We start from the raw sequence: 20,826 nt of genomic DNA, 5'->3' as shown, positions 1-20,826 counted from the left end.
TCGCCTCAGGCCTCCAGCCGCGCGCGGCGTGCAAGCGGTCGGGTGAACAGCCCGGCGAGGTCGCCGGCCTGCTCGTAGCCCTGGATCGGGGTGAACAGCAGCTCGATCGACCACTTGGTCGGAAGGTCCTCCGCCTCCAGCGGGTTGGCGAGGCCGAGGCCGCAGACCGTCAGGTCGGGCCGCGCCGCCCGGCAGCGATCGAGCTGGTCGTCGAGGCTCTGGCCCTCCGTCACCGCCGTGCCGTCGGGCAGGAGCGCCAGATCCTCGGCGAGGTGGGCGCGGTGCAGGTAGGGCGTGCCGACCTCGATCAGCTCGGCGCCCATCTCCCGCGACAGGAAGCGGGCGAGCGGCACTTCGAGCTGCGAATCGGGGAAGAAGAACACCCGCCGGCCGGAAAGCGCGGCGCGATGGGCCTGGAGCGCCCGCGCCGCCCGGGCCCGTCCGGCCTCGGTCACCGCGACGACCCGGGCGGGCGGGATGCCGAAGGCGCTGGCGGCGGCGGCCAGCCACAGGGTCGTGCCCTCGGCGCCGAGCGGGAACGGCGCCGGGATGCGGGTGACGCCACGGTCTTCGAGAGCGCGGGCGGTGTCGGCGAGGAACGGCTGGGCGAGGAGGTAGCGGGCGTTCGGGCCGATGGGTGCCCGATCCGCCGCCCGGCGCCCGGGCAGGAAGCGCACATTGGCGATGCCGAGATCGGCGAACAACCGCGAGAACTGGTCCTCGACCACGTCGGCGAGCGCGCCGACGACGAGGAGCGACTCGTCGGTGCTCCGGGTTAAGTCCGGCACCAGGGCGGCGAGGCAGGCGTCTTCGCCTTGCGTGAAGGTCGTCTCGATGCCGCTGCCGGAATAGCTCAGCACGCGGACATCCGGAGCGAAATCGCCCGAGAGGCGCGCGGCGGCGCGGCCGAGATCGAGCTTGATCACCTCCGACGGGCAGGAGCCGACGAGGAACAGGAGCTTGATGTCGGGCCGGCGCTCCAGCAGGCGGCGCACCACCCGGTCGAGTTCCTCATGCGCGTCGGCGAGGCCGGCGAGATCGCGCTCCTCGATGATCGCGGTGGCGAAGCGCGGCTCGGCGAAGATCATCACGCCGGCGGCCGACTGGATCAGGTGCGCGCAGGTGCGCGAGCCGACCACCAGGAAGAAGGCGTCCTGGATCTTGCGGTGCAGCCAGACGATGCCGGTGAGGCCGCAGAACACCGCGCGCTGGCCGCGCTCGTGGCGGATCTCTTGACGAGTTTCTTGGCTGATCTTTTGGCCACAGGCCAGGGAAGTCGCGTGCGCCGTCATCGCGCCACCCCCATCGCGTAGGCGGGCGCCTGCAACCGGGCGGCGCGCAGCTTGAGCAGGAACTGGCCGGCATTGACGAGGTAGGTGGCGTAAGCGCCAAGCGCCAGCAGCATCAGCCCGGCGGTGCCGAGGGCGCCGGTGGCGAGCGCCACCAGGTAGGCGGTGTGGAGCGCCAGCACCAGCATGCTGACCGCGTCCTCCCAGAAGAAGGCCGGGGCGAACAGGTAGCGCCCGAACACCGCCTTCTCCCACAGGGAGCCGGTGACCATGATGGCGTAGAGGGCCAGCGTCTTGGCGATCACCGAGGCGTTGGCGAGGGCCGCCCCCTCCCCTGTCGCGAGCGTGCGCGAGACCAGGACGAGGCTCACCAGGAAGATCGCGAACTGGAGCGGGGCCAGGATCCCTTGGACCAGGGTCCAGGGCGAGGCGTCCCGGCGCCGTCGCTCGGCCTCGCTGTAGAGAAACGGCCGGTCCGTGGACGTCGCCATCGCGCCTGCCCTCGCCTGGACGGCCCGCGTTGCCCGCGGATGCCGATGGAGGAAGCCTAGGGCCGGCGACGGCGAAGTGTCAATCTAAGTTGACAGTGAGGTGCGATGACATTCGGGGGAGTGGATCGCGAATGCGCCTTGCGGCGCGGCGCCGGAGATGTATCCTGGAATGAATCCGGATGACGCCGCACGCTCAATGGCGCTCCCAATGTAGAATACACGACAGAAGATCGAGCAAACCCGATTTTCCTGCGCATCGGGGAGGTGCCGGTGGGAGATCAAGCACAGCCCGGCACCTTGCCGGGCGAGAGGCATAGTCCCCGTGATCGGACTTTCCGTGACCGGCCGCCCCTCGACAGACACTCTGGGGGAGTACATCGCAACTTGCGCTGGCGGGATGATCTCGCACAGGTCGTCGAGGGCGAGATCATCCCGCGGCTGATGCTGGCCCATCGCAGCGAGACCCGCCCGCGCCGCCAGCCCGCCCGCCTTGCCGAGATCGACGATGTCGGCCGGCTCACCGTCCTGATGCTGGCGCAGCAGGATCGCGACGCGCTCGTGGAGATCCGCGGCCTCGTCGAGGACGGCATGACCGTCGAGGAGGTGCTGACCGGCCTCCTGGCGCCCACCGCCCGGCATATCGGCCGATTGTGGGAGGAGGATGTCTGCGACTTCGTCCAGGTGACGACGGCGATGGCGCGGCTGCGCCGCCTCGTCCACGACCTGGAGACGCTCTGCCTCGACCCGCAGCCGGTCGATCCGGCGAGCCGTCGGGTCTTGCTCGTGCCCGCGCCCGGCGAGACCCACACCTTCGGGTTGACGCTCGCCGCCCACTTCTTCGCCGAAGCCGGCTGGGAGGTGACGACGAGCTTCGACAGCCACCTCGCCGAAGCGCTGGAGCGCCTGCGGGCCGAGTGGTTCGACGTGATCGGGCTGTCGCTCTCCTGCGACGTCTGCGTCGAGAGGCTGGTCGCGGCGGTCCCGCTGCTGCGGCGCGCCTCGCGCAACCGCGACCTGCGGGTGATCGTCGGCGGCCCCGCTTTCCACGGGCGGCCGGACCGGGTCCGGCTCGTCGGCGCCGACGCGGCTGTCGACGACGCGCGCGATGCGCCCGGAATCGTACAAAGCTTGCTTGATCTGCGGATTAGAGCCTGCTGAAAGACCTGTTCGATGCGGTCGGCGTGTGTTGGTGGCCCTTGAACAGACCCGTGAGCCCTGCTGCGAAGGAAACTTTCGCGGTGCTTCGAGACGCCGTCTCCCGCCTCGATCCCCGAACGACGGGCAGCCTCGTCGCTGCAGCCAGCGACGTGTCCCTGGTCGTCGACGGGGAGGGCGTGATCCGCGATGCCGCCTTCGGGGCCGACGGGCTGTCCGACGAGGCGGGCGACCGGTGGCTCGGCCGGCGCTGGATCGACACCGTCACGGTCGAGAGCCGGCCAAAGGTGCTGAGCCTGCTCGAAGATGCCGAGCCCGGCACGGTCACCCGCTGGCGCCAGGTCAATCACCCCTCCGTGCAGGGCGGCGCCGACGTGCCGATCCGCTACGCGGCCCTCCGCGTGCCCGACGACGACCGGATCATCGTGATCGGACGGGATCTCAGGGCGCTCTCGGCCCTGCAGCAGCGCCTGGCCGAATCGCAGCAGGCGCTGGAGCGCGACTATGCCCGCCTGCGCAGCGCCGAGACCCGCTACCGGGTGCTGTTCCAGCTCGCCGGCGAGCCGATCCTGATCGTCGATGCCTCGACGCGCCGCATCGCCGAGATCAACCCCGCCGCCGCCCGCCTCCTCGGCCGGGCGGTCAAGCGCATCGTCGGGCGCGACCTGATCGACCTGTTCGAGCCCGAGGGCGCCCGCGCCGTGCAGGCGCTCCTCGTCGGCCTGCGCCTCACCGGCCAGGCGGAAGACCTCTCCACCCGCCTCGCCCAGCGGCGGGGCGAGGCGCGGGTCTCCGCCACGCTGTTCCGCGAGGAGGCCGGGATGAGCATCCTGGTCCGCCTCAGCCCCCTGGCGCCCGCCCCGAGCCCGGCGGCGACGCGCTCCGGCGCCCTGGAGGTGATCGAGGCGATGCCGGAGGGCTTCGTCGTCACCGACCGCGACCGGCGCATCATCGGCGTCAACGCCGCCTTCCTCGACCTGGCGCAGCTCGCCACCGAGCACCAGGCCAAGGGCGAATCGCTGGAGCGCTGGCTCGGGCGCGAGGGCACCGAGGTCGCCGCCCTGTTCACCACCTTGGCCGAGCACGGTGCGGTGCGCCACTTCGCCACCGTGGTGCGCGGCGAGTTCGGGGCGGTCGAGGAGGTCGAGGTGGCGGCGGTCTCGGTGCCGGGCGGCGACCGGCCCTGCTTCGGCTTCACCCTGCGCAGCCTGCCCCGCCGCGTCGCCGCGGTGGCGCCGGGCGGGCGCGAGCTGCCGCGCTCGGTCGAGCACATGACCGAGCTCGTCGGCCGCGTCTCGATGAAGGCGCTGGTGCGCGAGACCACCGACCTGATCGAGCGCCTGTGCATCGAGGCGGCCCTGCGCATCACCCACGACAACCGCGCCTCGGCGGCCGAGATGCTCGGCCTCAGCCGGCAGGGCTTCTACGCCAAGATGCGCCGCTACGGCCTCGGCGACCTCGACGGCACGGAAGAGGCGGACGAGGGCGCAGAGTGAGGGCGCAAGTCCCAGGGTCGCCCGGCCGAGGCAATCCGTTTCCCGATGTCGAACGCGCCCGCTCGCGACCTCGGCCCGAGACGCGTGCTCGGCTCGCCTCGCAAGAGGCGGCCTGACGTCTCGGAGCCACCCGGAGCCCTGCTTCGAAGCTGCGTGATCCTCGTTCGCGCCGCTTCGAAGGATGCGGTCGCGACTGTGAAGGATTGTCCGACAACGAACGCCGTGCTTCCGCACTCGCCGCGTCCCGGATTGCCTTGCGCGCCCGCTGCCCACCACCCGAATGTAAAGTTTACTTGACACCCCTCGGGGGCCGTCCCACCCTCGGCGCATGACGACCGAGCCTCTGATCAAGCCCCTGATCACGCCTGCGGCGGTTCCGGCGCCCCGGGCGCTGCTGGAACTGCTCAAGCCGATCACGTGGTTCGCGCCGATGTGGGCCTTCGCCTGCGGGGTGGTCTCCTCCGGCGCCGCGATCCAGGGGCGCTGGCCCGTGGTGATCGCCGGCATCCTGCTCGCCGGCCCCCTCGTCTGCGCCACCAGCCAGGCGGCGAACGACTGGTTCGACCGGCACGTCGACGCCATCAACGAGCCGCATCGGCCGATCCCGTCCGGCCGCATCCCGGGCCGCTGGGGCCTCTACGTGGCGCTCGCCTGGACGCTCCTGTCGCTCGCGGCCGCCGCCCTGCTCGGTCCCTGGGTGCTGGGGGCGGCCCTGTTCGGGCTCGCCCTCGCCTGGCTCTACAGCGCGCCGCCGGTGCGGCTGAAGCGCGACGGCTGGTGGGGCAACGCCGCCTGCGGCCTCTGCTACGAAGGCCTGCCCTGGTTCACGGGCGCTGCCGTGATGGGGAGCGCCCTGCCGGACGGCCGGATCATCGGGCTCGCCGCCCTCTACAGCCTGGGCGCCCACGGCATCATGACCCTGAACGACTTCAAGTCGATGGAGGGCGACCGACGCACCGGCATCCGCTCGCTCCCGGTCCGGCTCGGCGCGTCCCGCGCCGCCCGCCTCGCCTGCCTCGTCATGGCGGCGCCGCAAGCGGCGGTGGTGGCGCTGCTCCTCGCCTGGGACGCGCCCTGGCATGCCGCCCTCGTCGCCGCGCTGCTCGCCGGCCAGGGCCTGCTGATGCGCCGCTTCCTCGCCGATCCGCACCGCTGGGCCGCCTGGTACAACGGCACCGGCACGCTCCTCTACGTCCTCGGCATGCTGACCGCGGCGCTCGCCCTCCGGGGTTCCCTCGCATGACCGGGCCGGCCTCCTTCGGCTGGGGCACGATCCTGCGCCTCGGCCTCGTCCAGACCGCGCTCGGCGCCATCGTGGTGCTGATCACCTCGACCCTCAACCGGGTGATGGTGGTGGAGCTGGCGCTGCCGGCGGCGCTCCCCGGCGGGCTGGTGGCGCTGCACTACGCCGTGCAGGTGCTGCGCCCGCGCTGGGGGTACGGCTCGGACCTGGGCCGCCGCCGCACGCCCTGGATCGTCGGCGGCATGGCGCTGCTCGCCCTCGGCGGGGCCGGCGCCGCCCTCGGCACGGCCCTGGTCGCGAGCCATCCGGCGGCGGGCTACGCGCTCCTGGTCCTGTCCTTCCTCGGGGTCGGCATCGGCGTCGGGGCGGCCGGCACCTCGCTCCTCGTCCTGCTCTCCACCGGCGTCGCCCCCCACCGCCGGGGTGCGGCCGCGACGATCGTCTGGATCATGATGATCGCCGGCTTCGTCGTCACCGCGCCGACCGCCGGGCACCTGCTCGATCCGTTCTCCCCCCCGCGCCTCGTCGCGGTGTCGGGCGGCGTGTCGCTGATCGCCTTCCTGGTGGCGCTCGTCGCCCTGTGGGGCGTCGAGCCGGCGCGGGCGCCCGCTCCCGCCGAAGGCCCGCCGGCGCGGCCCTTCGCCCAGGTTCTCGCCGAGGTCTGGGCCGAGCCGGAGGCGCGCCGCTTCACGGTGTTCGTGTTCCTGGCGATGCTCGCCTACAGCGCGCAGGAACTGATCCTCGAGCCCTTCGCCGGCCTCGTCTTCGCCCTGTCGCCGGGTGCCACCACCAAGCTCTCCGGCCTCCAGAACGGCGGCGTGCTCGCCGGCATGGTGCTCGTCGCCCTCGTCACCGCCAACGGCCGCGGACGGCTCGCCTCCTTGCGCCTCTGGACCGTCGCCGGCTGCCTCGGCTCGGCCGCCGCGCTCGCGGCGATCGCGGCCTGCGGCTTCGCCGGGCCCGGATCGCCCCTGCGTGTCTGCGTGGTCGGGCTCGGCCTGTTCAACGGCATCTTCGCGGTCGCGGCGATCGGCTCGATGATGGCGCTCGCCGGCAGCGGCGGCGCCCCCGACGGCGAGCGCCGCCACGGCACCCGCATGGGCGTCTGGGGCGCCGCGCAGGGCGTCGCCTTCGGCCTCGGCGGGTTCCTGGGTGCGGCAGGGGTCGATCTCGCGCGCCTCGCCTTCGGCACGGTGGTGCCGGCCTACGCGGCGGTGTTCGTCACCGAGGCCGTCCTGTTCCTCGTCGCCGCCGGGCTGGCCCTGCGGATCGGGCGGCCGGCGCGGAGCGGGCGGGCCATCGAGAGCCTGTCGGTGCGGCACGCGATCTGAAGAACCATCCGGCCGAGCCCGGCCCGGACAACCCCGAAAGGCACGGCCATGGACGAGGGCATCGTCGACGCGGTGGTGGTGGGAGGGGGACCGGCCGGGGCGACGGCGGCGACCGATCTGGCGCGGCTCGGGCGCCGGGTCGTGCTGCTCGACCGGGCCGGGCGCATCAAGCCCTGCGGCGGCGCCATCCCGCCGCGGCTGATCCGCGATTTCGCCATCCCCGACGAGCTGCTGGTGGCGAAGATCCGCTCCGCCCGCATGGTCTCGCCGCGGAACCGGGCGGTGGACATGCCTGTCGGCGAAGGCTTCGTCGGCATGGTCGATCGCGGGCCGTTCGACGAATGGCTGCGGGTGCGCGCCGCGCTGGCCGGCGTCGAGCGGGTGACCGGCACCTATCTGCGCCTCGCCCGCGAGGAGGGCGGTCCGGCAACGGTTCATTACCGCGACGCGCAGGGCGTCGAAGGGCAGATCCGCACCCGCCTCGTCATCGGGGCCGACGGGGCCAACTCGGCGGTGGGACGCCAGGAGATCCCGGCCCATGCCCGGATGCGGCAGGTCTTCGCCTACCACGAGATCGTGCGCACGCCGCCCTCCGGCGCGGTCGAGGCGACGCGCTGCGACGTCTATTACCAGGGCGTCCTCTCGCCGGATTTCTACGCCTGGATCTTCCCTCACGGCGACACGCTCAGCATCGGCACCGGCAGCGCGCGAAAAGGCTTCTCGCTGCGCGGCGCGGTCGGGCGGCTTCGCGCCGCGACCGGGCTCGATGGCGGCGAGACGGTCCGGCGCGAGGGCGCGCCGCTGCCGCTCAAGCCGCTCTCGCGCTTCGACAACGGCCGCGACGTGCTGCTCACCGGCGACGCCGCCGGCCTCGTCGCCCCGGCCTCGGGCGAGGGCATCTACTACGCGATGGTCGGCGGGCGTCTGGCGGCCGAGGCCGCGCACGATTTCCTCGCCACCGGCCATCCCCGCGCCTTGGCCCAGGCGCGCCGCCGCTTCCTCAAGGCGCATGGCCGGGTGTTCTGGATCCTGCGGCTGATGCAGACCGTCTGGTACCGCAACGACGGCTTGCGCGAGCGCTTCGTCAGCATCTGCCGCGACCCCGACGTGCAGTCGCTCACCTGGGACGCCTACATGAACAAGGAACTGGTACGGGCGAAACCTGCGGCCCACGCACGGATCTTCTTCAAGGATCTCGCCCACCTCTTCCGCTGGGTCTCGCCGTGATCGACGGCTCGAGCGGGCGCTGGGGCCCGATCCTGGTGGCGGCCGTTTCGGCCATGGTGGTGGCGGCGGCGGGCGCGTGGCTGACGACGCTGGGCCCCTGGTACCGGAGCCTGCAGGTGCCGTCCTGGAAGCCGCCGGACTGGGCGTTCGGCCCGGTCTGGACCACCATCTTCACGCTCACCGCCATCGCGGGCGTGCTCGCCTGGAACGCGGCGCCGGACGGGTCCGAGCGCGCCTGGCTGCTGGCCGCCTTCGCGCTCAACGGGATCCTCAACATCGCCTGGAGCGGGGTGTTCTTCCGCCTGCAGCGGCCGGACTGGGCGCTGATCGAGGTGGCGGCGCTCTGGCTCTCGGTGGCGTTGCTGATCCTGGTGGTCGGGCGGCATTCCGGGCTCGGGGCGCTGCTCCTCCTGCCCTACCTGGTCTGGGTCGGCACCGCCGCCATGCTCAACTGGTCGATCGTGCGGCTGAACGGACCATTCTGATCGGCTTCGCGAAGCATCGGCACAACAGGGCGCAGGTCAGGCCGGGGCCGGCCTCGCATCCACGTCCTGGATCGCGAAAGATCGGATTGCCCGAGACCGGATCGACGCAGATGCGACATCGTGAACCGCGGCGCGATTTCGGCGAACGCCACCCTATCTCCTGAGTTTGCAGAACTGGACCCTCACGTTTCCTAAGGCATCTCCCCGATCGACTGCGCATCGTCGATGCGATCAGGAGGATTGACGCGTGCCGGACCTCCTTACCAGCAGCCATATCGTCGATGCTGCGCTGCTGATCGTCGCCGCGGAGGCCGCTCTGCTCGTTCTGTGGCGGCGCCGGCGCGGCCCTCGGCGGGGAGCGCTCCTCGTCAACCTCGCCTCGGGCGCCTGCCTGATGCTGGCCCTGCGCGCCGTGCTCGCAGGCGCGCCCGGATTCTGGCTCGCCGCGGCGCTCGCCGGGGCGGGCGCCGCCCATGTCGCCGATCTCTGGCTGCGGCTGCGGTCCGCCGCCCCATAACCCTCCGGAGGAAGCCCCCCATGCGCCGCAAGCCCACGACTCGCCGCGAGCCCATGACTCGCCGCGAGCCCATGACTCGCCGCAAGCCCGTCACCCGCCGCCGCGCGGTCAACGCCCTGCTTCTCGGCTCCGGCGCGCTCGCCCTCACGGCCGGAGCCGCCTGGGCGCAGCAGGCGGCGCCCTCCGACCTCGTCGAGAAGGGCCGCTACCTCGCCACGGCGGGCGATTGCGTCGCCTGCCACACCGCGCCCGGCGGCAAACCCTACGCGGGCGGGCTGTACATCAATTTCCCGGGGAGCATCGGCAAGCTCGCGACGCCGAACATCACCCCCGACAAGGAGACCGGCATCGGCAATTGGAGCGACGACGACTTCAAGCGCGCCATGCACCAGGGCATCACCAAGAACGGCAGCTATCTCTATCCCGCCTTTCCGTTCCCCTGGTACACCCGCATGACCGACGAGGATGTGGGGGCGATCAAGGCCTACCTGTTCTCGCTCGAACCGGTGAACGCGCCGCGAAAAGCCGCCGACATCGCCTTCCCGTTCAGCATCCGCGACGGGCTGCTCGCCTGGCGCCTCGCCTTCTTCACGGAAGGCCGCTTCAAACCCGACCCGAAGGCGAGCGAAGAGGTCAATCGCGGCGCCTACCTGGTCGAGGGCCCGGGCCATTGCGGCGCCTGCCACAACGGCAGCAAGCTCGTCGGCGCCTCGCAATGGAGCGGCTATCTCGAGGGCGGCACGATCGACGGCTGGTACGCCCCCAACCTGTCGGGCGACGACAAGGAAGGCCTGGGGCTCTGGAGCGAGGACCAGCTCTTCACCTATCTCAAGACCGGCGCCGCCCCGGGCCGCGCCGGCGTGGTCGCCGGGCCGATGCGGCAGGTGATCGAGGAGAGCCTGAGCAAGATGACCGACGGCGACGTGCGCGCCATCGCCGCCTACCTCAAGACCCTGGCGCCCAAGCCCACCTACACGCCCGACGTGAAATCCGACTTCCGCCAAGCCGCCACGGCACCGGGCGCCGACACCTATCTCAACCGCTGCGTCGCCTGCCACCGGCCGGACGGCCAGGGCATGCCGGGGGCGATCCCGTCGCTCGCCGGCAACGGCGCGGTGCTGGCCAAGGGCCCGGAGACGGTGATCCGCGTGATCCTCGGCGGCCTCGACGCCAAGGGCGAGTACGCGGCGATGCCGGCGGTCGGCGTCGGCATGACCGATGCGGAGGTGGCGGCGGTCACGAACTACGTCCGCCAGACCTTCGGCAACCAGGCCCCGCCGACCGCCGAGCCCGGCCAGGTGGCGACCTTGCGCGCCGAGACCCAGACCATGCTCGCCGGCAACGCGCCCTGCGAGACCGTCGCGAACCCGACGCTGGCCGAGGCGCTGAAGCAGGCTGATGCCGCAGGCCAGCTCAAGGACGTCAAGGCCGAGCAGATGCTCCACCGGATCGCCACCCTGCTGCCGGCCGTGCGCCAGGCCGCCCCGCAAGTGAGCACGGCCGAGCTGGTCAACGGGCTGACGGCCACCTACTGCCAGGCGGCCGACCGCTCGGCCACCGGCCTCGACTGGCCGACGACCCTCGGCGCCTTCGCGGGGGTGGTCTACGGGCAGATCAAGACGCCGAACCGGGCGGAGAAGTAGGCGCCGCCAAAGCGGCGCTTCGACTCGGCATGACCGCCGGACCGCTTGCACAGGAACCCTCCCCCATCCCAAGTCGGGCCTCTCCGACTTGGGCTCTTTGTGCGGAAATCGGGCAGGCCCGAGTTCCATCGGGGGGAGGGTTCATGTCCGTCGACCGTCTCGCGGAAGGGGGCCTAGCGCGGATCCACCCCCTGGTTCGGCCGCGGCGGGCCGCCATGATGGTCGGTGAAGCTCGAGCGCTCGCCGGTCTCCTTGGCGCGCTGGACGCGCATCCGCTGCCAGATCAGGAACAGGATGACCAGCGCGAAGGTCGTGAAGGCGAGCATGTAGATCAGGCCTGAATCGCCCATGGCCGTTGCCTCCGTGGATTGCCCTCGACAGGGCGGGGTTGACGGGCGCACGGGCGGAAGACCGCCGTCGCACGTGTAGTCCAACTCACCGGACCCATGAGAATGCCGATGCGGCAAATCGTCGTGAGATGAGCCGAACCTGTCCGGTCGCATAGCGCCCGCGAATAGTGGGCCGGTCACGGGCAATCGATGGCGCATCATTGGTTCGGCACACGTGCGAAGGCCCCGGATCCTGTCGGAACCGGGGCCCTGTCGCGGTGGGGCGCGGCCTCACGGGGCCTTCGGCATCGGCCCTCCGGCGAGTTCGGGGTAGTCCTTGAGCATGTCGGCGCCGTTGAGGGGCTTCACCAGGCCCTGGTGGCAGGTGGTGCAGTTGGCCTTGGGCGGATCGCCCTCCGGCCCGAGCCGGGCCTCGGGCAGCACCGGCGTCAGCGGCTCGATGTAGTTGCCGTTGATGTCGCGCACCATCCGGATGCCGTGCCAGGCGGTCACGCGCTTCGGCGTGCTCTCCTCCCAGGAGGAGAAGGCGCGGCTGTTGTGGCAGTAGGTGCAGTTGACCCCCAATCCCTCCGACATGTGGATCATCAGGGCGTAGGTCCGCTCGGTGGTCTGGAGCGGCTTCGACGGGCTCGTCGGCAAGGCCGTCTTGGCCGCGACCCGCACGGCGTTCTGGTCGACGTCCTTGTCGCCGAGCAGGTCCTTGTAGGGGTCGTAGTTCAGCGAGGTGAGGCCGGCCTCCGGCGCCGGGTGGTTCTGGCCGCCGTCCCGGGCGGCGAACCCTTGCGCGTGGGGCGGGCCGGGATTGTTGTGCCACACCGCCTGCGGCACCGGATTGCCACGGTGGCAGGTGTAGCAGGTCACGCCGGTCTGCCCGACATGGTTCTTCCAGTCCGCGTTGATGTGCCGGACCATCCGGATCATCGAGCGCGCCACCGTCTTCGCGTAGACGCTGTCGTCGGCCATGTTCTCGACGTTGTGGCAATAGGCGCAGCCCTGCTCGGGAGCGACCCATTCGGTGATCGAGACCATCAGGCGGTTGAACTGGTCGGTGGTGAGGTCGGTCAGCACCTTGACGTTCTGGTAGGTCTGCGTCGCGGGCTCGCCGCCGGGCGGGGCGGGGTCCTGCGGCGCAGGCGCGGCGTTCTCCTCGATCTTGGCCGCGAGGGTGCGGGGATTCTGCACCTGCACCATGCCGGTGCCGCGGAACCCCGTCTGCTCGGAGCGGACCGGGGGCCGGGTCCAGCCCGCGGTGCCGAGCATCGCGCCGGTGAGCAGCACCGCCACCACGACGCCGAGGATCTGAAGGGCGAGCTTCATGGCGTGCCTCCCGGGTTCGCGAGCGGATCCACCACCGGGCCGTAGATCTGCGGGTAATGCGGGGCGACGCCGTGCTTGACGGCCCAGAGGTACCAGTTGTCGACGACGGTGCCGGTGAGCAGGATGCCGATGCCGCCGGTCAGGGTCGTCAGGAAGGCGAACCACCACAGCCAGCGATGGACAGATTCCATCGTGGCGTTGAAGCCCATCGTCCAGCGCCAGAACAGGGCGGCGCGCTCGGTCGCGGTGCCGCGATCGACGATCTGCTCGATCTCACGCTCGCCACCGTAGCGGCTCACCGCCAGGATGGTGGCGCCGTGCATGGCGAACAGCATCGTCGACCCGTACAGGAAGACGATCGAGAGCATGTGGAAGGGGTTGTAGAACAGGTTGCCGTAGCGCAGCGAGAACGCCGCGGTCCAGTCGAGATGCGGGAAGATCCCGAACGGCACCGCCTCGCTCCAGCTCCCCATCAGGATCGGCCGGATGAAGCCGAGCACCAGGTAGAGCCAGATCGCCGAGGCGAAGGCCCAGGGCACGTGGTAGCCGAGGCCCAGCGCCCGGGCACGCCGGAACAGCCGGACCCACCACAACAGGATCGAGGCGGTGAGGAAGAAGCCGGCCATCAGCCACCAGCCGCCTTCGGCGAGCGGCGGCAGGATCGTGAGCCCGTATTCCGGTCGGGGCGGCTCGAGGGCCAGCCAGGGCAGCTGGCGGATGAACTGGATCGGATCCCAGTTCACCGAGGCCCACATGTTGAGGCCGATGATCTCGATGGCGATGAACCCGCAGGCCAGGGACAGCGTACCGAGCGTGCCGAGATAGATCGGCCCGACCTGGGCGTTGCCGACGAGGCCGGCCAGGTAGTTGAAGCCGCCCTTGCCGACGCGGTTCTCGATGTCCGGGACCTCGACGCCGGCCTCCGGGTGGAGCGGGTGGACCTGCACCTGCGTGTAGATGTTCTGGTAGTACCCCATGGCGGCGGATGCCTTCTGAAGGGTGATGTCTCGCGGGAGCGGGTGGGAGGACTCAGCGCCAGATCGGCAGGCTCAGCCACCAGCCCCACCATTCGGGCCAGCCGCGGGTCCAGAACGGGCCGCTGATGACGATGCAGACCGCGCTCCAGAAGCCCGCCGAGAGGGCGAGGAACAGGCCTAGGCGATGGATGCCGATCGTGCCGATCGAGTAGCCGATCGTGTCCCGGAAGTAGGTGTCCTCGTGCTCGGGAGTCTTGACCACCTCGCCCTTGCCGGGATTGGTCGAGGACAGGATCAGCGAGCCGTGCAGCGACAGGGCGAAGGTCGTCGTGAAGAAGAACGTCACGGCGAGCATGTGCGCCGGATTGTAGTGGAAGTGGAGATACTGGTAGCCGACGTTCGAGACCCAATCGAGGTGGCTGAGGATCCCATAGGGAAAGCCGTGGCCCCAGGCGCCCATCAGCAGGGGACGGACGACCACCAGGGTCACGTAGGCCGCGATCGCCACCGAGAAGGCGAACGGCACGTGATAGCCGATGCCGAGCTTGCGGCAGATCTCGACCTCGCGCAGGGCCCAGGAGCCGAAGGACCCGATGGCGCAGAAGGTGATGATCTGCCACAGGCCGCCCTCGCGTAAGGGGGCGAGCGCCAGCCCGTATTTGAGGTCGGGCGGCGCGATGTTGATCTGCCAGACGTTCCAGGTCGGCCCGATGGCCGCGCCCCAGACGATCAGGCCGGTGCCGAGCAGGGTGAAGAACAGGCCGGTGACGCCGAAGAAGCCGACATAGAACGGCCCGACCCAGAAATCGAACAGGTCGCCGCCGAGCAGAGTGCCGCCGCGAACCCGGTATTTGCGCTCGAAGTTCAGCATGGCCATGGCGCGGCCCTCCCCGTCCGCGAGAAACAGCGTGGTGGCCGCGGGCGGGGATCGAGCCCGTCCGCGGTGCGGGGCCGCCCCGGCAGGGCGCCCGGTTGGCCGGTCAGGTCGGCAGGACGAGGCTCTGCGCGATCTCCGCCTTCTTCGCCGCCGGGCCTTCCAGCCAGTTGAACCGGTTGGTACTGAGCAGGATGAAGTGGATGATCAGGGCGAGGACGAACAGGAAGGTGAAGAGCGCCACGAGCGTGCGGCGCGGGTCGAAGAGAAGCCAGACCTTGTGCATGGCGTGAGGTCCTTACCTACGAGATGAAGGGCAGGATGCCGCTGGCGGCGACCTTCACGCTGCTTTCCAGCGCGGAGTAGCCGTTCGGCCCCGGCAGCCAGGGCCGCCACAGCCAGACGAGGAAGTGCGCGACGACCGCGATCGCCGTGAAGATGATGAAGCTGGTGACGAAGATGCCGTGGAACTCCTTCGCCTCCTCTTCGGTGAGTCCTGAGAGTACGCTGGGTTTGTCCATGCCGTTGGCCATTGCCGAACCTCCGGATGCGGATCCGCGCGGGGGCTCCCGCGCGGCTTTGCCCGGCCGTGACGGTCGGGCGGTCTCTCCGCCGCCTGGAACGACAGCGGAAACTCGGCCCAGGAAGGCTGGGGAGAGAAGGCTCTGGCCCGGGCGTCAGCCCATGAAGGCGAAGGGGATCGCCGAGAGCGCCATCGCCCGCGCCTCGCCGAAGACCGAACGCCGCGGCCCGGCGGGGGCGGCCGATCCCGGCCGCAGGCGCTGCAGCACGGCGGCGACCAGGAAGACCGGGTAGGTCGCCGCCAGGATGGCCCGGAACTGGACCGCTTCCGAACGGGACCGCGAAACCGTGACGAACGGACGGGACATGGTCTCGGCTCTCCTCCCTTCTCGCGAGCGGGCGCTCGCGAGCGATTGCGACGAGACCGGCGCGGCGGGGCCCGCGCCGGATGGACAGCGGCCGTCAGGCCGCCGCGAGCGCGACGCGGGCGCGCTCGACGAAAACGCCGGTCACGCGCGCGGATCCGGCTCGGGCCGCCTCGCGCTCGGCGGCATCCCGCAGGCGCTTGGCGAAGGAGATCCGCACCAGGACCGGGCTCGCCTCCACCGAGGCGTCGAGGCGCCGGCGGGCCTCGTCGTCCCAGGGGAGAGCCGCCTGGGCGGAATTCGGAGCGCGGGCCGGCGTCGCCTCGACGGCATCGAGGTCGCGCGACAGCGGCAGGATGTGGAAGAGCGCGTCGAACAGCGCGTTGCAGACCTCCTGCACCAGGTAGGTCGCGCCGGAATAGCCCATGAACGGCGTGCCGGTGTGCCGCCGCACCACGGCGCCGGGGAAGGAAGCCGGGATGAACACCGCCCTCCCCCCGCTCTCGGCGAGGTAGAGGCGCTCGTTGTAGGAGCCGAACAGGACCAGGGGCGGCGTCTCGCGGATGGCCTTGCGGACGGCCGCGTTGTCGGGCTTGGCGCCGGCCTTGCGGGAAAAGCTGAACCGGCAGGGCAGGCCCATCTCCTCCTCGAGGAAGTGGCGCAGGCCGCGGGCATAGGTGTCGGTCGCCACCACGCCGAAGCTCGCCGAGGCGAAGAAGTCCTGCGTCACCGAGCGCCAGAGGTCCCAGAGCGGCTTCAGCGTCGTGTGCTTCTCCCGCTCGATGAACGGCTCGGGATCGAGTCCCAGGATCTCGCCCAGCGCGCGGAGGAACTTGGTGGTGCTGTGCACGCCGATCGGCGCCTGGAGATACGGCCGGTCAAGGGCTTCGCAGAGGAGGCGCCCGAACTCGCGGTAGAGGCAGATATTGGCGTCGGCCTCGACGAGGCGCGGGATGTCGGAAAGGTGGGTGCCGAGGGGGAAGACCAGGTTCACCTCGGCCCCGATGCCCTCGACGAGGCGCCGGATCTCGGCGAGGTCGGAGGGCATGTTGAAGGTTCCGTAGGCCGGCCCAATCAGGTTGACCCGCGGCTTGATCCCGGGCGCCCGCTCCGGCCGGGGCGGGATCACACCTTTCCTGGCTGCTTTCTTGGCGCCGTATTCGTGCCAGAGCCAGGACAGGGCCCGGTCGGCGGCCTGCCACTGGTCCTCGTCGATGGTGCGGGGCAGGAAGCGCTGGAGGTTGGTGCCCTCCGGCGTGACGCCGCCGCCGATCATCTCGGCGATCGAGCCGGTGACGACGACGCTCGGCTCCTTCGGATCGAGGGTCGCGTGGGCGCGGCGCATCGCGCCTTCGGTGCCGTGCCGGCCGAGCTCCTCCTCGGCCAGGCCCGTGACGACGATCGGCAATTCGTGCGGCGGCAGCGCGTCGGTATAGTGCAGCACCGAGGTCACCGGCAGGTTCTCGCAGCCCACCGGGCCGTCGATGACGACCTGCAGGCCCTTCACCGCCGTGAAGACGTAGACGGCCCCCCAGTAGCCGCCGGCGCGGTCGTGATCGAGCACGAGCATCAGACCGTCTCCCCGACCGGCTTCTCGGGCGCCGCCCGTTTCACGGCCGCGCGCTTCTTCGGCACGTCCTCCCAGATGCCGGCGGCATGGCCCGTGCCGACACCGGCGAAGAACGACCGCATGGCGTCGAACCGCTCGGCCTGCGCCATGGCGCCGTTCACCACCTGCGCGAGCGACCCGGCCCCGGCGACGCCCATCAGCGGCCGGGCGGAGATCAGGTTGGTGAAGTAGAGGGCGGGAATCGCCCGCTCCTTGGCCTTCTGGACCACGGGCGTGGTGCCGATGGCGAGGTCGGGCCGGAACTCCTCCACTGCGGCGAGATCCTGCTCCAGGGAGGCGCGGAACTGCACCCGGCACCCCCTCGCCGCGAGCCAGTCGCGGTCGACGTCCGAATGCCGGGTCCGCGGGCAGGCGGTGCCGACGTAAGGAACCTCGGCCCCGCTCTCGACGAGAAGGCGGGCCACCAGCAGCTCCGAGCCCTCGTAGCCGGTGAGCGTGATCCGGCCGCGGATCGGGTTGGCGGCGAGCGCGCCGCGGATCGCCGGCAGGACCCGGCTCTTGGCCGCCTCGATGGTGTGGCGGGAGACGCCGCAGGCCTCCCCCACCGCGTCGAGCCAGGCGGCGGTGCCGTCGTGACCGACCGGCGCGGAGCCGACGGCCGGCCGGCCGGCCGCCTCGAACTCGCGCAACGACGTGGTGTAGAACGGGTGGATCGCCGCCACCGCCGTGCAGTCGAGGGCCGCGTAGAGCTCGCGCCATTCCCGCGTCGGCACGACCGGGCCGGCCGCGAGGCCCAGCGGTTCGAGAAGCGCGCCGATCTGGACCGGGTCGGCCGGGAACATCTCCCCGAGCAGCGCGACGGTCGGGCGCCCGTCGCGGCCCTGGCTCGCTGTGCCTTGGCGTGGCGCCGCGACGGGACCCTGCTCCGCCTCGCTTCGTGCGACCTTCAGCATCGCGCCGGCGAGCACGTCCTTGGCCTCGGCGTGGGTCGGCACGCCGAAGCCCGGAACGTCGATGCCGATGATCCGCACCCCGTCGATCTCCCGCGGCAGCAGCCGCAGCGGCACGCCGGAGGCGGTGGGAACGCAGAGGTTGATGACCACGACCGCGTCGTGGAGCGCCGGATCGGCGGTCGCGTGGACCGCGTCGCGGATGTCCTCGAACAGCTTGCCGGTGACCAGCGTCTCGGAATTGAACGGCACGTAGCCGACGGTCCGCCGCGCGCCGTAGAAATGCGAGGTGAAGGTGAGGCCGTAGACGCAGCAGGCCGAGCCGGACAGGATCGTGGCGGTGCGGCGCATCCGCAGGCCCACCCGCAGCGAGCCGAAGGCCGGGCACATGCTCTGCGGCTGGTCGTGGGGACCGACGGGATAGTCGCGCTTCAGGGCGTCGAGGGTCTCGCCCATGCCGGCGGCCTCGGCCGCCTGGCGCATCGTCTCCTTGCCGGAGTGGCAGCCGAGCCCGTCCTGGCGCGTCGCCTCCAGGTTGACCGGGGTGTCGACGGGCGTTCGTGCGCGGAGCGCGGCGAGGTCGAGGGAGGCGCCCATGGTCAGACCGCCTCGTAGACGACTTCGAGGGAGGGCCGGCGCTCGACCGGGCGGCCGCGCATGTCGGCGTCGCTGGCCGGATCGAGCACCACCCCGCGCCCGACCGCCTCGCCCTTGAACAGGCCGAGCAACGCATCCTGCGAGAGCGGCGCCGGCCGGTGCGGCAGGGCGGCACCGATGTTGTCGGCGAGTTCCGCGAAGAGCGGACCCCAGCGCCCGTCGGGCCGGCCGATGATCTCGTAATTCGCGCTCTTCCTGCGGATGTCGTCGTCGGCGGGAATCGAGGCGAGGACCGGGATGCCGGCGGCCTCGGCGAAGGCCTGCGCCTCGCCGGTGCCGTCGTCCTTGTTGATGACGAGGCCGCCGACGCCGACATTGCCGCCGAGCTTGCGGAAGTATTCCACCGCCGAGCAGACGTTGTTGGCGACGTAGAGCGATTGCAGGTCGTTCGAGCCGACGACGATGACCTTCTGGCACATGTCGCGGGCGATCGGCAGGCCGAAGCCGCCGCAGACCACGTCGCCCAAGAAGTCGAGCAGGACGTAGTCGAAGCCCCATTCGTGGAAGCCGAGTTTTTCAAGCAGCTCGAAGCCGTGGATGATGCCGCGCCCGCCGCAGCCGCGGCCGACCTCCGGCCCGCCCAGCTCCATGGCGAACACGCCGTCGCGCTTGAAGCAGACGTCGCCGATCTCGACCGCTTCGCCCGCGAGCTTGCGCTTCGTGGAGGTCTCGATGATCGTCGGGCAGGCCCGGCCGCCGAAGAGCAGCGAGGTCGTGTCGCTCTTCGGGTCGCAGCCGATCAGCAGCACCCGCTTGCCCTGCTGGGCCAGCATGTAGGACAGGTTGGCGAGCGTGAAGCTCTTGCCGATGCCGCCCTTGCCGTAGATCGCGATGATTTGCGTCTCGCGGGTCGCGGTGGTCGGGACCGGGTCCGGCGGGATCGCGGCCTCGGCGCGCAGCACGGAGGCGTGAAGAGCGGCGCCGGTCAGCGAAGCGTTCATGGCTGGGCTCTCCAGTCGAGGATCATCTTGAGGCAGTCGGGATCGCCGAAGGCGGTGCGGTAGGCGTCCGGCGCCTCCGCCGCCGGGCGGCGATGGGTGATGAGGCCGTCGAGGGACAGGGCGCCGCTGCCGGCGAGGACCGCGACGGCGTCGAGGTCGTGGGGCTGCCACTGCGCCGCGACGCGGATCCGTGCCTCGCGCAGGAAGGCGGGCGGGAAGGCGAAGGAGAGCGGCGCCTCGTAGAAGCCGGCCAGCACCACCTCGCCGCCGGGCTGGAGCCGGGCGATGAGAGTGTCGAGGAGGCCGGCATCGCCGCTCGCGTCGATGATGCGGGCGTACCGCGTCTCGTCCTGCGACGGGTCGATCACCGGGCCCTCGTCGCCGCCGCGGCGGGCGGGGTCGCGCTCCCACACCACCGGGTCGAGGCCCGAGGCGCGCATCAGCCGGGCGATGAGCCGGCCGAGCACCCCGTGCCCGACGACGAGCTGGCGCCCCCGGCCCTCGCTGCCTTCGAGCGCGTGACGGGCGGTGGCGGCCAGCGCCAGCAGGATGCCCTGCTCGCCGAGGGCGTCCGGGATCGGCCGCAGCCGGCTGCCGGCGGAGACGAGATGCGAGGCCGCGCCGCCGAACAGCCCGCGGATCGGCCCGAAGCAGCGGGCTCCCGGCACGAACACCGTCTCGCCGACGCGGCAGCCGGATGCGGGGCCGGCCTCGACCACGCGGCCGACGGATTCGTAGCCCGGGACCAGCGGGTAGCCCATGCCGGGGAAGTCCGGCATCCGGCCCGACCAGAGCAGGCGCTCGGTGCCGGTGCTGATGCCGCTCCAGGCGACCTCCACGGTCGCGTCGGCGGGGCCGGGCGCGTCGAGAGCGAGCCGGGCGAGGCCGAGCCGTTCGGGACGGTCGAGGATCACGGCCTGCGCGTGCATGCGGTACGGCCCCCCGCGGTTGCGGAAAACTGCCGTTCGAGGCGGCAGACGTCATCTTAGATGGACAACAACAGGCGTCAAGTTTGCTTTACACTTTTGCGTCGGGCATCCGACGCTGGCGCGGTCCGTCAGGGTGCGGTCGCGACGAGGAGGCGCACCAGCATCGGGCGCCGGGTCCGGTGCTCGCGCACCCGCGAGAAGCCCGCCTGCGCGAGCATGTCGGCGAGTTCGGGCCTGGTGCGCGGCCGTCCGCTCCCCATGGCGAGGAGATAGAACCCGAAATAGGCGTCGCCGATCGGCTCGGCGCCGGGGGTGCCGGCCATCGGCTCGGCCAGCAGCAGCGTGCCGCCGGGGGGCAGGGCCGCGCGGGCCGCCTTCAGGAGGGCGAGGGCGGGCGCGTCGTCGTGATCGTGCACCACGCGCACCAGCGACACCGCGTCGGCCCCGGGCGGCAGCCCATCGTGAAAACTGCCGCCGCGGGCCGTGGCGCGCCCGGC

At 71.4% G+C, this 20,826-nt stretch carries 22 protein-coding genes; 8 read left to right on the top strand and 14 right to left on the bottom strand.

Annotated features, from left to right (window positions below):
- Positions 1-5: 5 nt before the first annotated feature.
- Positions 6-1,292: a ferredoxin:protochlorophyllide reductase (ATP-dependent) subunit N gene (locus tag VQ03_RS14300; protein ID WP_048451559.1), complete on the bottom strand. Its 1,287-nt coding sequence runs from the start codon at positions 1,290-1,292 to the stop codon at positions 6-8.
- Complete coding sequence (gene bchF / locus VQ03_RS14295) at positions 1,289-1,780, bottom strand: 2-vinyl bacteriochlorophyllide hydratase (RefSeq protein ID WP_048451558.1); 492 nt, start codon at positions 1,778-1,780, stop codon at positions 1,289-1,291. Before bchF ends, VQ03_RS14300 begins: the two co-directional genes overlap by 4 nt.
- A gap of 384 nt (positions 1,781-2,164) precedes the next feature.
- Here bchF and VQ03_RS14290 point away from each other — a divergent pair, with 384 nt between their 5' ends.
- The 8 genes from VQ03_RS14290 to VQ03_RS14255 all read left to right on the top strand — a co-directional run bounded on the left by VQ03_RS14290 (position 2,165) and on the right by VQ03_RS14255 (position 10,877).
- Entirely contained in the window at positions 2,165-2,938 is a 774-nt protein-coding gene (locus tag VQ03_RS14290; RefSeq protein ID WP_245292082.1) for a cobalamin B12-binding domain-containing protein, read from the top strand.
- A gap of 80 nt (positions 2,939-3,018) precedes the next feature.
- Complete coding sequence (ppsR, locus tag VQ03_RS14285; protein ID WP_048451557.1) at positions 3,019-4,431, top strand: transcriptional regulator PpsR; 1,413 nt, start codon at positions 3,019-3,021, stop codon at positions 4,429-4,431.
- A gap of 328 nt (positions 4,432-4,759) precedes the next feature.
- Complete coding sequence (gene chlG, locus VQ03_RS14280; RefSeq protein WP_048451556.1) at positions 4,760-5,674, top strand: chlorophyll synthase ChlG; 915 nt, start codon at positions 4,760-4,762, stop codon at positions 5,672-5,674.
- Positions 5,671-7,005, top strand: a complete 1,335-nt coding sequence (locus tag VQ03_RS14275) for a BCD family MFS transporter (RefSeq protein ID WP_048451555.1) — start codon at positions 5,671-5,673, stop codon at positions 7,003-7,005. The genes chlG and VQ03_RS14275 overlap by 4 nt, the downstream gene beginning before the upstream one ends.
- Before the next feature lie 48 nt (positions 7,006-7,053).
- Positions 7,054-8,232, top strand: coding sequence for a geranylgeranyl diphosphate reductase (locus tag VQ03_RS14270; protein WP_048451554.1), 1,179 nt, complete (start codon positions 7,054-7,056; stop codon positions 8,230-8,232).
- A 53-nt stretch (positions 8,233-8,285) separates the two neighbouring features.
- On the top strand, positions 8,286-8,717 hold the full coding sequence (locus VQ03_RS14265; protein WP_083467997.1) for a TspO/MBR family protein: 432 nt from the start codon (positions 8,286-8,288) through the stop codon (positions 8,715-8,717).
- Between the two features lie 247 nt (positions 8,718-8,964).
- On the top strand, positions 8,965-9,234 hold the full coding sequence (locus VQ03_RS14260) for a hypothetical protein (RefSeq protein WP_048451553.1): 270 nt from the start codon (positions 8,965-8,967) through the stop codon (positions 9,232-9,234).
- A gap of 71 nt (positions 9,235-9,305) precedes the next feature.
- Positions 9,306-10,877 (top strand): cytochrome c, encoded by a 1,572-nt coding sequence (locus tag VQ03_RS14255; RefSeq protein WP_048451580.1) that lies wholly within the window; start codon positions 9,306-9,308, stop codon positions 10,875-10,877.
- A gap of 173 nt (positions 10,878-11,050) precedes the next feature.
- On the opposite strand, the gene VQ03_RS33795 is transcribed toward VQ03_RS14255, so the two are convergent.
- The 12 genes from VQ03_RS33795 to VQ03_RS14200 all read right to left on the bottom strand — a co-directional run.
- The gene (locus tag VQ03_RS33795) at positions 11,051-11,227 is read right to left on the bottom strand and encodes a hypothetical protein (RefSeq protein WP_167376098.1); all 177 of its coding nucleotides are present in this window, start codon (positions 11,225-11,227) and stop codon (positions 11,051-11,053) included.
- 270 nt (positions 11,228-11,497) lie between these two features.
- Positions 11,498-12,544, bottom strand: coding sequence for a photosynthetic reaction center cytochrome PufC (pufC, locus tag VQ03_RS14250; protein ID WP_048451552.1), 1,047 nt, complete (start codon positions 12,542-12,544; stop codon positions 11,498-11,500).
- Positions 12,541-13,521 (bottom strand): photosynthetic reaction center subunit M, encoded by a 981-nt coding sequence (pufM, locus tag VQ03_RS14245; RefSeq protein WP_048451551.1) that lies wholly within the window; start codon positions 13,519-13,521, stop codon positions 12,541-12,543. The genes pufC and pufM overlap by 4 nt, the downstream gene beginning before the upstream one ends.
- Before the next feature lie 52 nt (positions 13,522-13,573).
- The gene (pufL, locus tag VQ03_RS14240) at positions 13,574-14,398 is read right to left on the bottom strand and encodes a photosynthetic reaction center subunit L (protein ID WP_048451550.1); all 825 of its coding nucleotides are present in this window, start codon (positions 14,396-14,398) and stop codon (positions 13,574-13,576) included.
- Positions 14,399-14,501: 103 nt separating this feature from the next.
- A complete protein-coding gene (gene pufA, locus VQ03_RS14235) occupies positions 14,502-14,681 on the bottom strand; it encodes a light-harvesting antenna LH1, alpha subunit (RefSeq protein WP_048451549.1) in 180 nt (59 codons plus the stop codon).
- Between the two features lie 16 nt (positions 14,682-14,697).
- Complete coding sequence (gene pufB, locus VQ03_RS14230) at positions 14,698-14,928, bottom strand: light-harvesting antenna LH1, beta subunit (RefSeq protein ID WP_048451548.1); 231 nt, start codon at positions 14,926-14,928, stop codon at positions 14,698-14,700.
- Positions 14,929-15,072: 144 nt separating this feature from the next.
- Positions 15,073-15,285, bottom strand: coding sequence for a hypothetical protein (locus VQ03_RS14225; protein WP_048451547.1), 213 nt, complete (start codon positions 15,283-15,285; stop codon positions 15,073-15,075).
- Positions 15,286-15,379: 94 nt separating this feature from the next.
- Positions 15,380-16,852 carry a chlorophyllide a reductase subunit Z gene (gene bchZ, locus VQ03_RS14220; RefSeq protein ID WP_048451546.1) on the bottom strand — a complete coding sequence of 491 codons (1,473 nt, stop codon included), beginning with the start codon at positions 16,850-16,852 and terminating at the stop codon, positions 15,380-15,382.
- Positions 16,852-18,399 (bottom strand): chlorophyllide a reductase subunit Y, encoded by a 1,548-nt coding sequence (gene bchY / locus VQ03_RS14215; RefSeq protein ID WP_048451545.1) that lies wholly within the window; start codon positions 18,397-18,399, stop codon positions 16,852-16,854. The genes bchZ and bchY overlap by 1 nt, the downstream gene beginning before the upstream one ends.
- A gap of 2 nt (positions 18,400-18,401) precedes the next feature.
- Positions 18,402-19,400, bottom strand: a complete 999-nt coding sequence (locus tag VQ03_RS14210) for a chlorophyllide a reductase iron protein subunit X (RefSeq protein ID WP_048451544.1) — start codon at positions 19,398-19,400, stop codon at positions 18,402-18,404.
- On the bottom strand, positions 19,397-20,329 hold the full coding sequence (gene bchC / locus VQ03_RS14205) for a chlorophyll synthesis pathway protein BchC (protein ID WP_048451543.1): 933 nt from the start codon (positions 20,327-20,329) through the stop codon (positions 19,397-19,399). The genes VQ03_RS14210 and bchC overlap by 4 nt, the downstream gene beginning before the upstream one ends.
- Before the next feature lie 128 nt (positions 20,330-20,457).
- The coding region (locus VQ03_RS14200; RefSeq protein WP_048451542.1) for a methyltransferase at positions 20,458-20,826 on the bottom strand (369 nt) is incomplete at its 5' end.

The sequence above is a fragment of the Methylobacterium tarhaniae genome (assembly GCF_001043955.1).
Classification (GTDB): Bacteria; Pseudomonadota; Alphaproteobacteria; order Rhizobiales; family Beijerinckiaceae; genus Methylobacterium; species Methylobacterium tarhaniae.
The sequence above is the reverse complement of the archived record's forward strand: the minus strand, read 5'-3'. Positions and strand labels throughout refer to the sequence as shown.

Coding starts and splice junctions, on each gene's coding strand:
- VQ03_RS14300 (WP_048451559.1), bottom strand. CDS start 1,292: ATGACGGCGCACGCGACTTCCCTGGCCTGTGGCCAAAAGATCAGCCAA.
- bchF (WP_048451558.1), bottom strand. CDS start 1,780: ATGGCGACGTCCACGGACCGGCCGTTTCTCTACAGCGAGGCCGAGCGA.
- chlG (WP_048451556.1), top strand. CDS start 4,760: ATGACGACCGAGCCTCTGATCAAGCCCCTGATCACGCCTGCGGCGGTT.
- VQ03_RS14275 (WP_048451555.1), top strand. CDS start 5,671: ATGACCGGGCCGGCCTCCTTCGGCTGGGGCACGATCCTGCGCCTCGGC.
- VQ03_RS14270 (WP_048451554.1), top strand. CDS start 7,054: ATGGACGAGGGCATCGTCGACGCGGTGGTGGTGGGAGGGGGACCGGCC.
- VQ03_RS14265 (WP_083467997.1), top strand. CDS start 8,286: ATGGTGGTGGCGGCGGCGGGCGCGTGGCTGACGACGCTGGGCCCCTGG.
- VQ03_RS14255 (WP_048451580.1), top strand. CDS start 9,306: ATGACTCGCCGCAAGCCCGTCACCCGCCGCCGCGCGGTCAACGCCCTG.
- VQ03_RS33795 (WP_167376098.1), bottom strand. CDS start 11,227: ATGGGCGATTCAGGCCTGATCTACATGCTCGCCTTCACGACCTTCGCG.
- pufC (WP_048451552.1), bottom strand. CDS start 12,544: ATGAAGCTCGCCCTTCAGATCCTCGGCGTCGTGGTGGCGGTGCTGCTC.
- pufM (WP_048451551.1), bottom strand. CDS start 13,521: ATGGGGTACTACCAGAACATCTACACGCAGGTGCAGGTCCACCCGCTC.
- pufL (WP_048451550.1), bottom strand. CDS start 14,398: ATGGCCATGCTGAACTTCGAGCGCAAATACCGGGTTCGCGGCGGCACT.
- pufA (WP_048451549.1), bottom strand. CDS start 14,681: ATGCACAAGGTCTGGCTTCTCTTCGACCCGCGCCGCACGCTCGTGGCG.
- pufB (WP_048451548.1), bottom strand. CDS start 14,928: ATGGCCAACGGCATGGACAAACCCAGCGTACTCTCAGGACTCACCGAA.
- VQ03_RS14225 (WP_048451547.1), bottom strand. CDS start 15,285: ATGTCCCGTCCGTTCGTCACGGTTTCGCGGTCCCGTTCGGAAGCGGTC.
- bchZ (WP_048451546.1), bottom strand. CDS start 16,852: ATGCTCGTGCTCGATCACGACCGCGCCGGCGGCTACTGGGGGGCCGTC.
- bchY (WP_048451545.1), bottom strand. CDS start 18,399: ATGGGCGCCTCCCTCGACCTCGCCGCGCTCCGCGCACGAACGCCCGTC.
- VQ03_RS14210 (WP_048451544.1), bottom strand. CDS start 19,400: ATGAACGCTTCGCTGACCGGCGCCGCTCTTCACGCCTCCGTGCTGCGC.
- bchC (WP_048451543.1), bottom strand. CDS start 20,329: ATGCACGCGCAGGCCGTGATCCTCGACCGTCCCGAACGGCTCGGCCTC.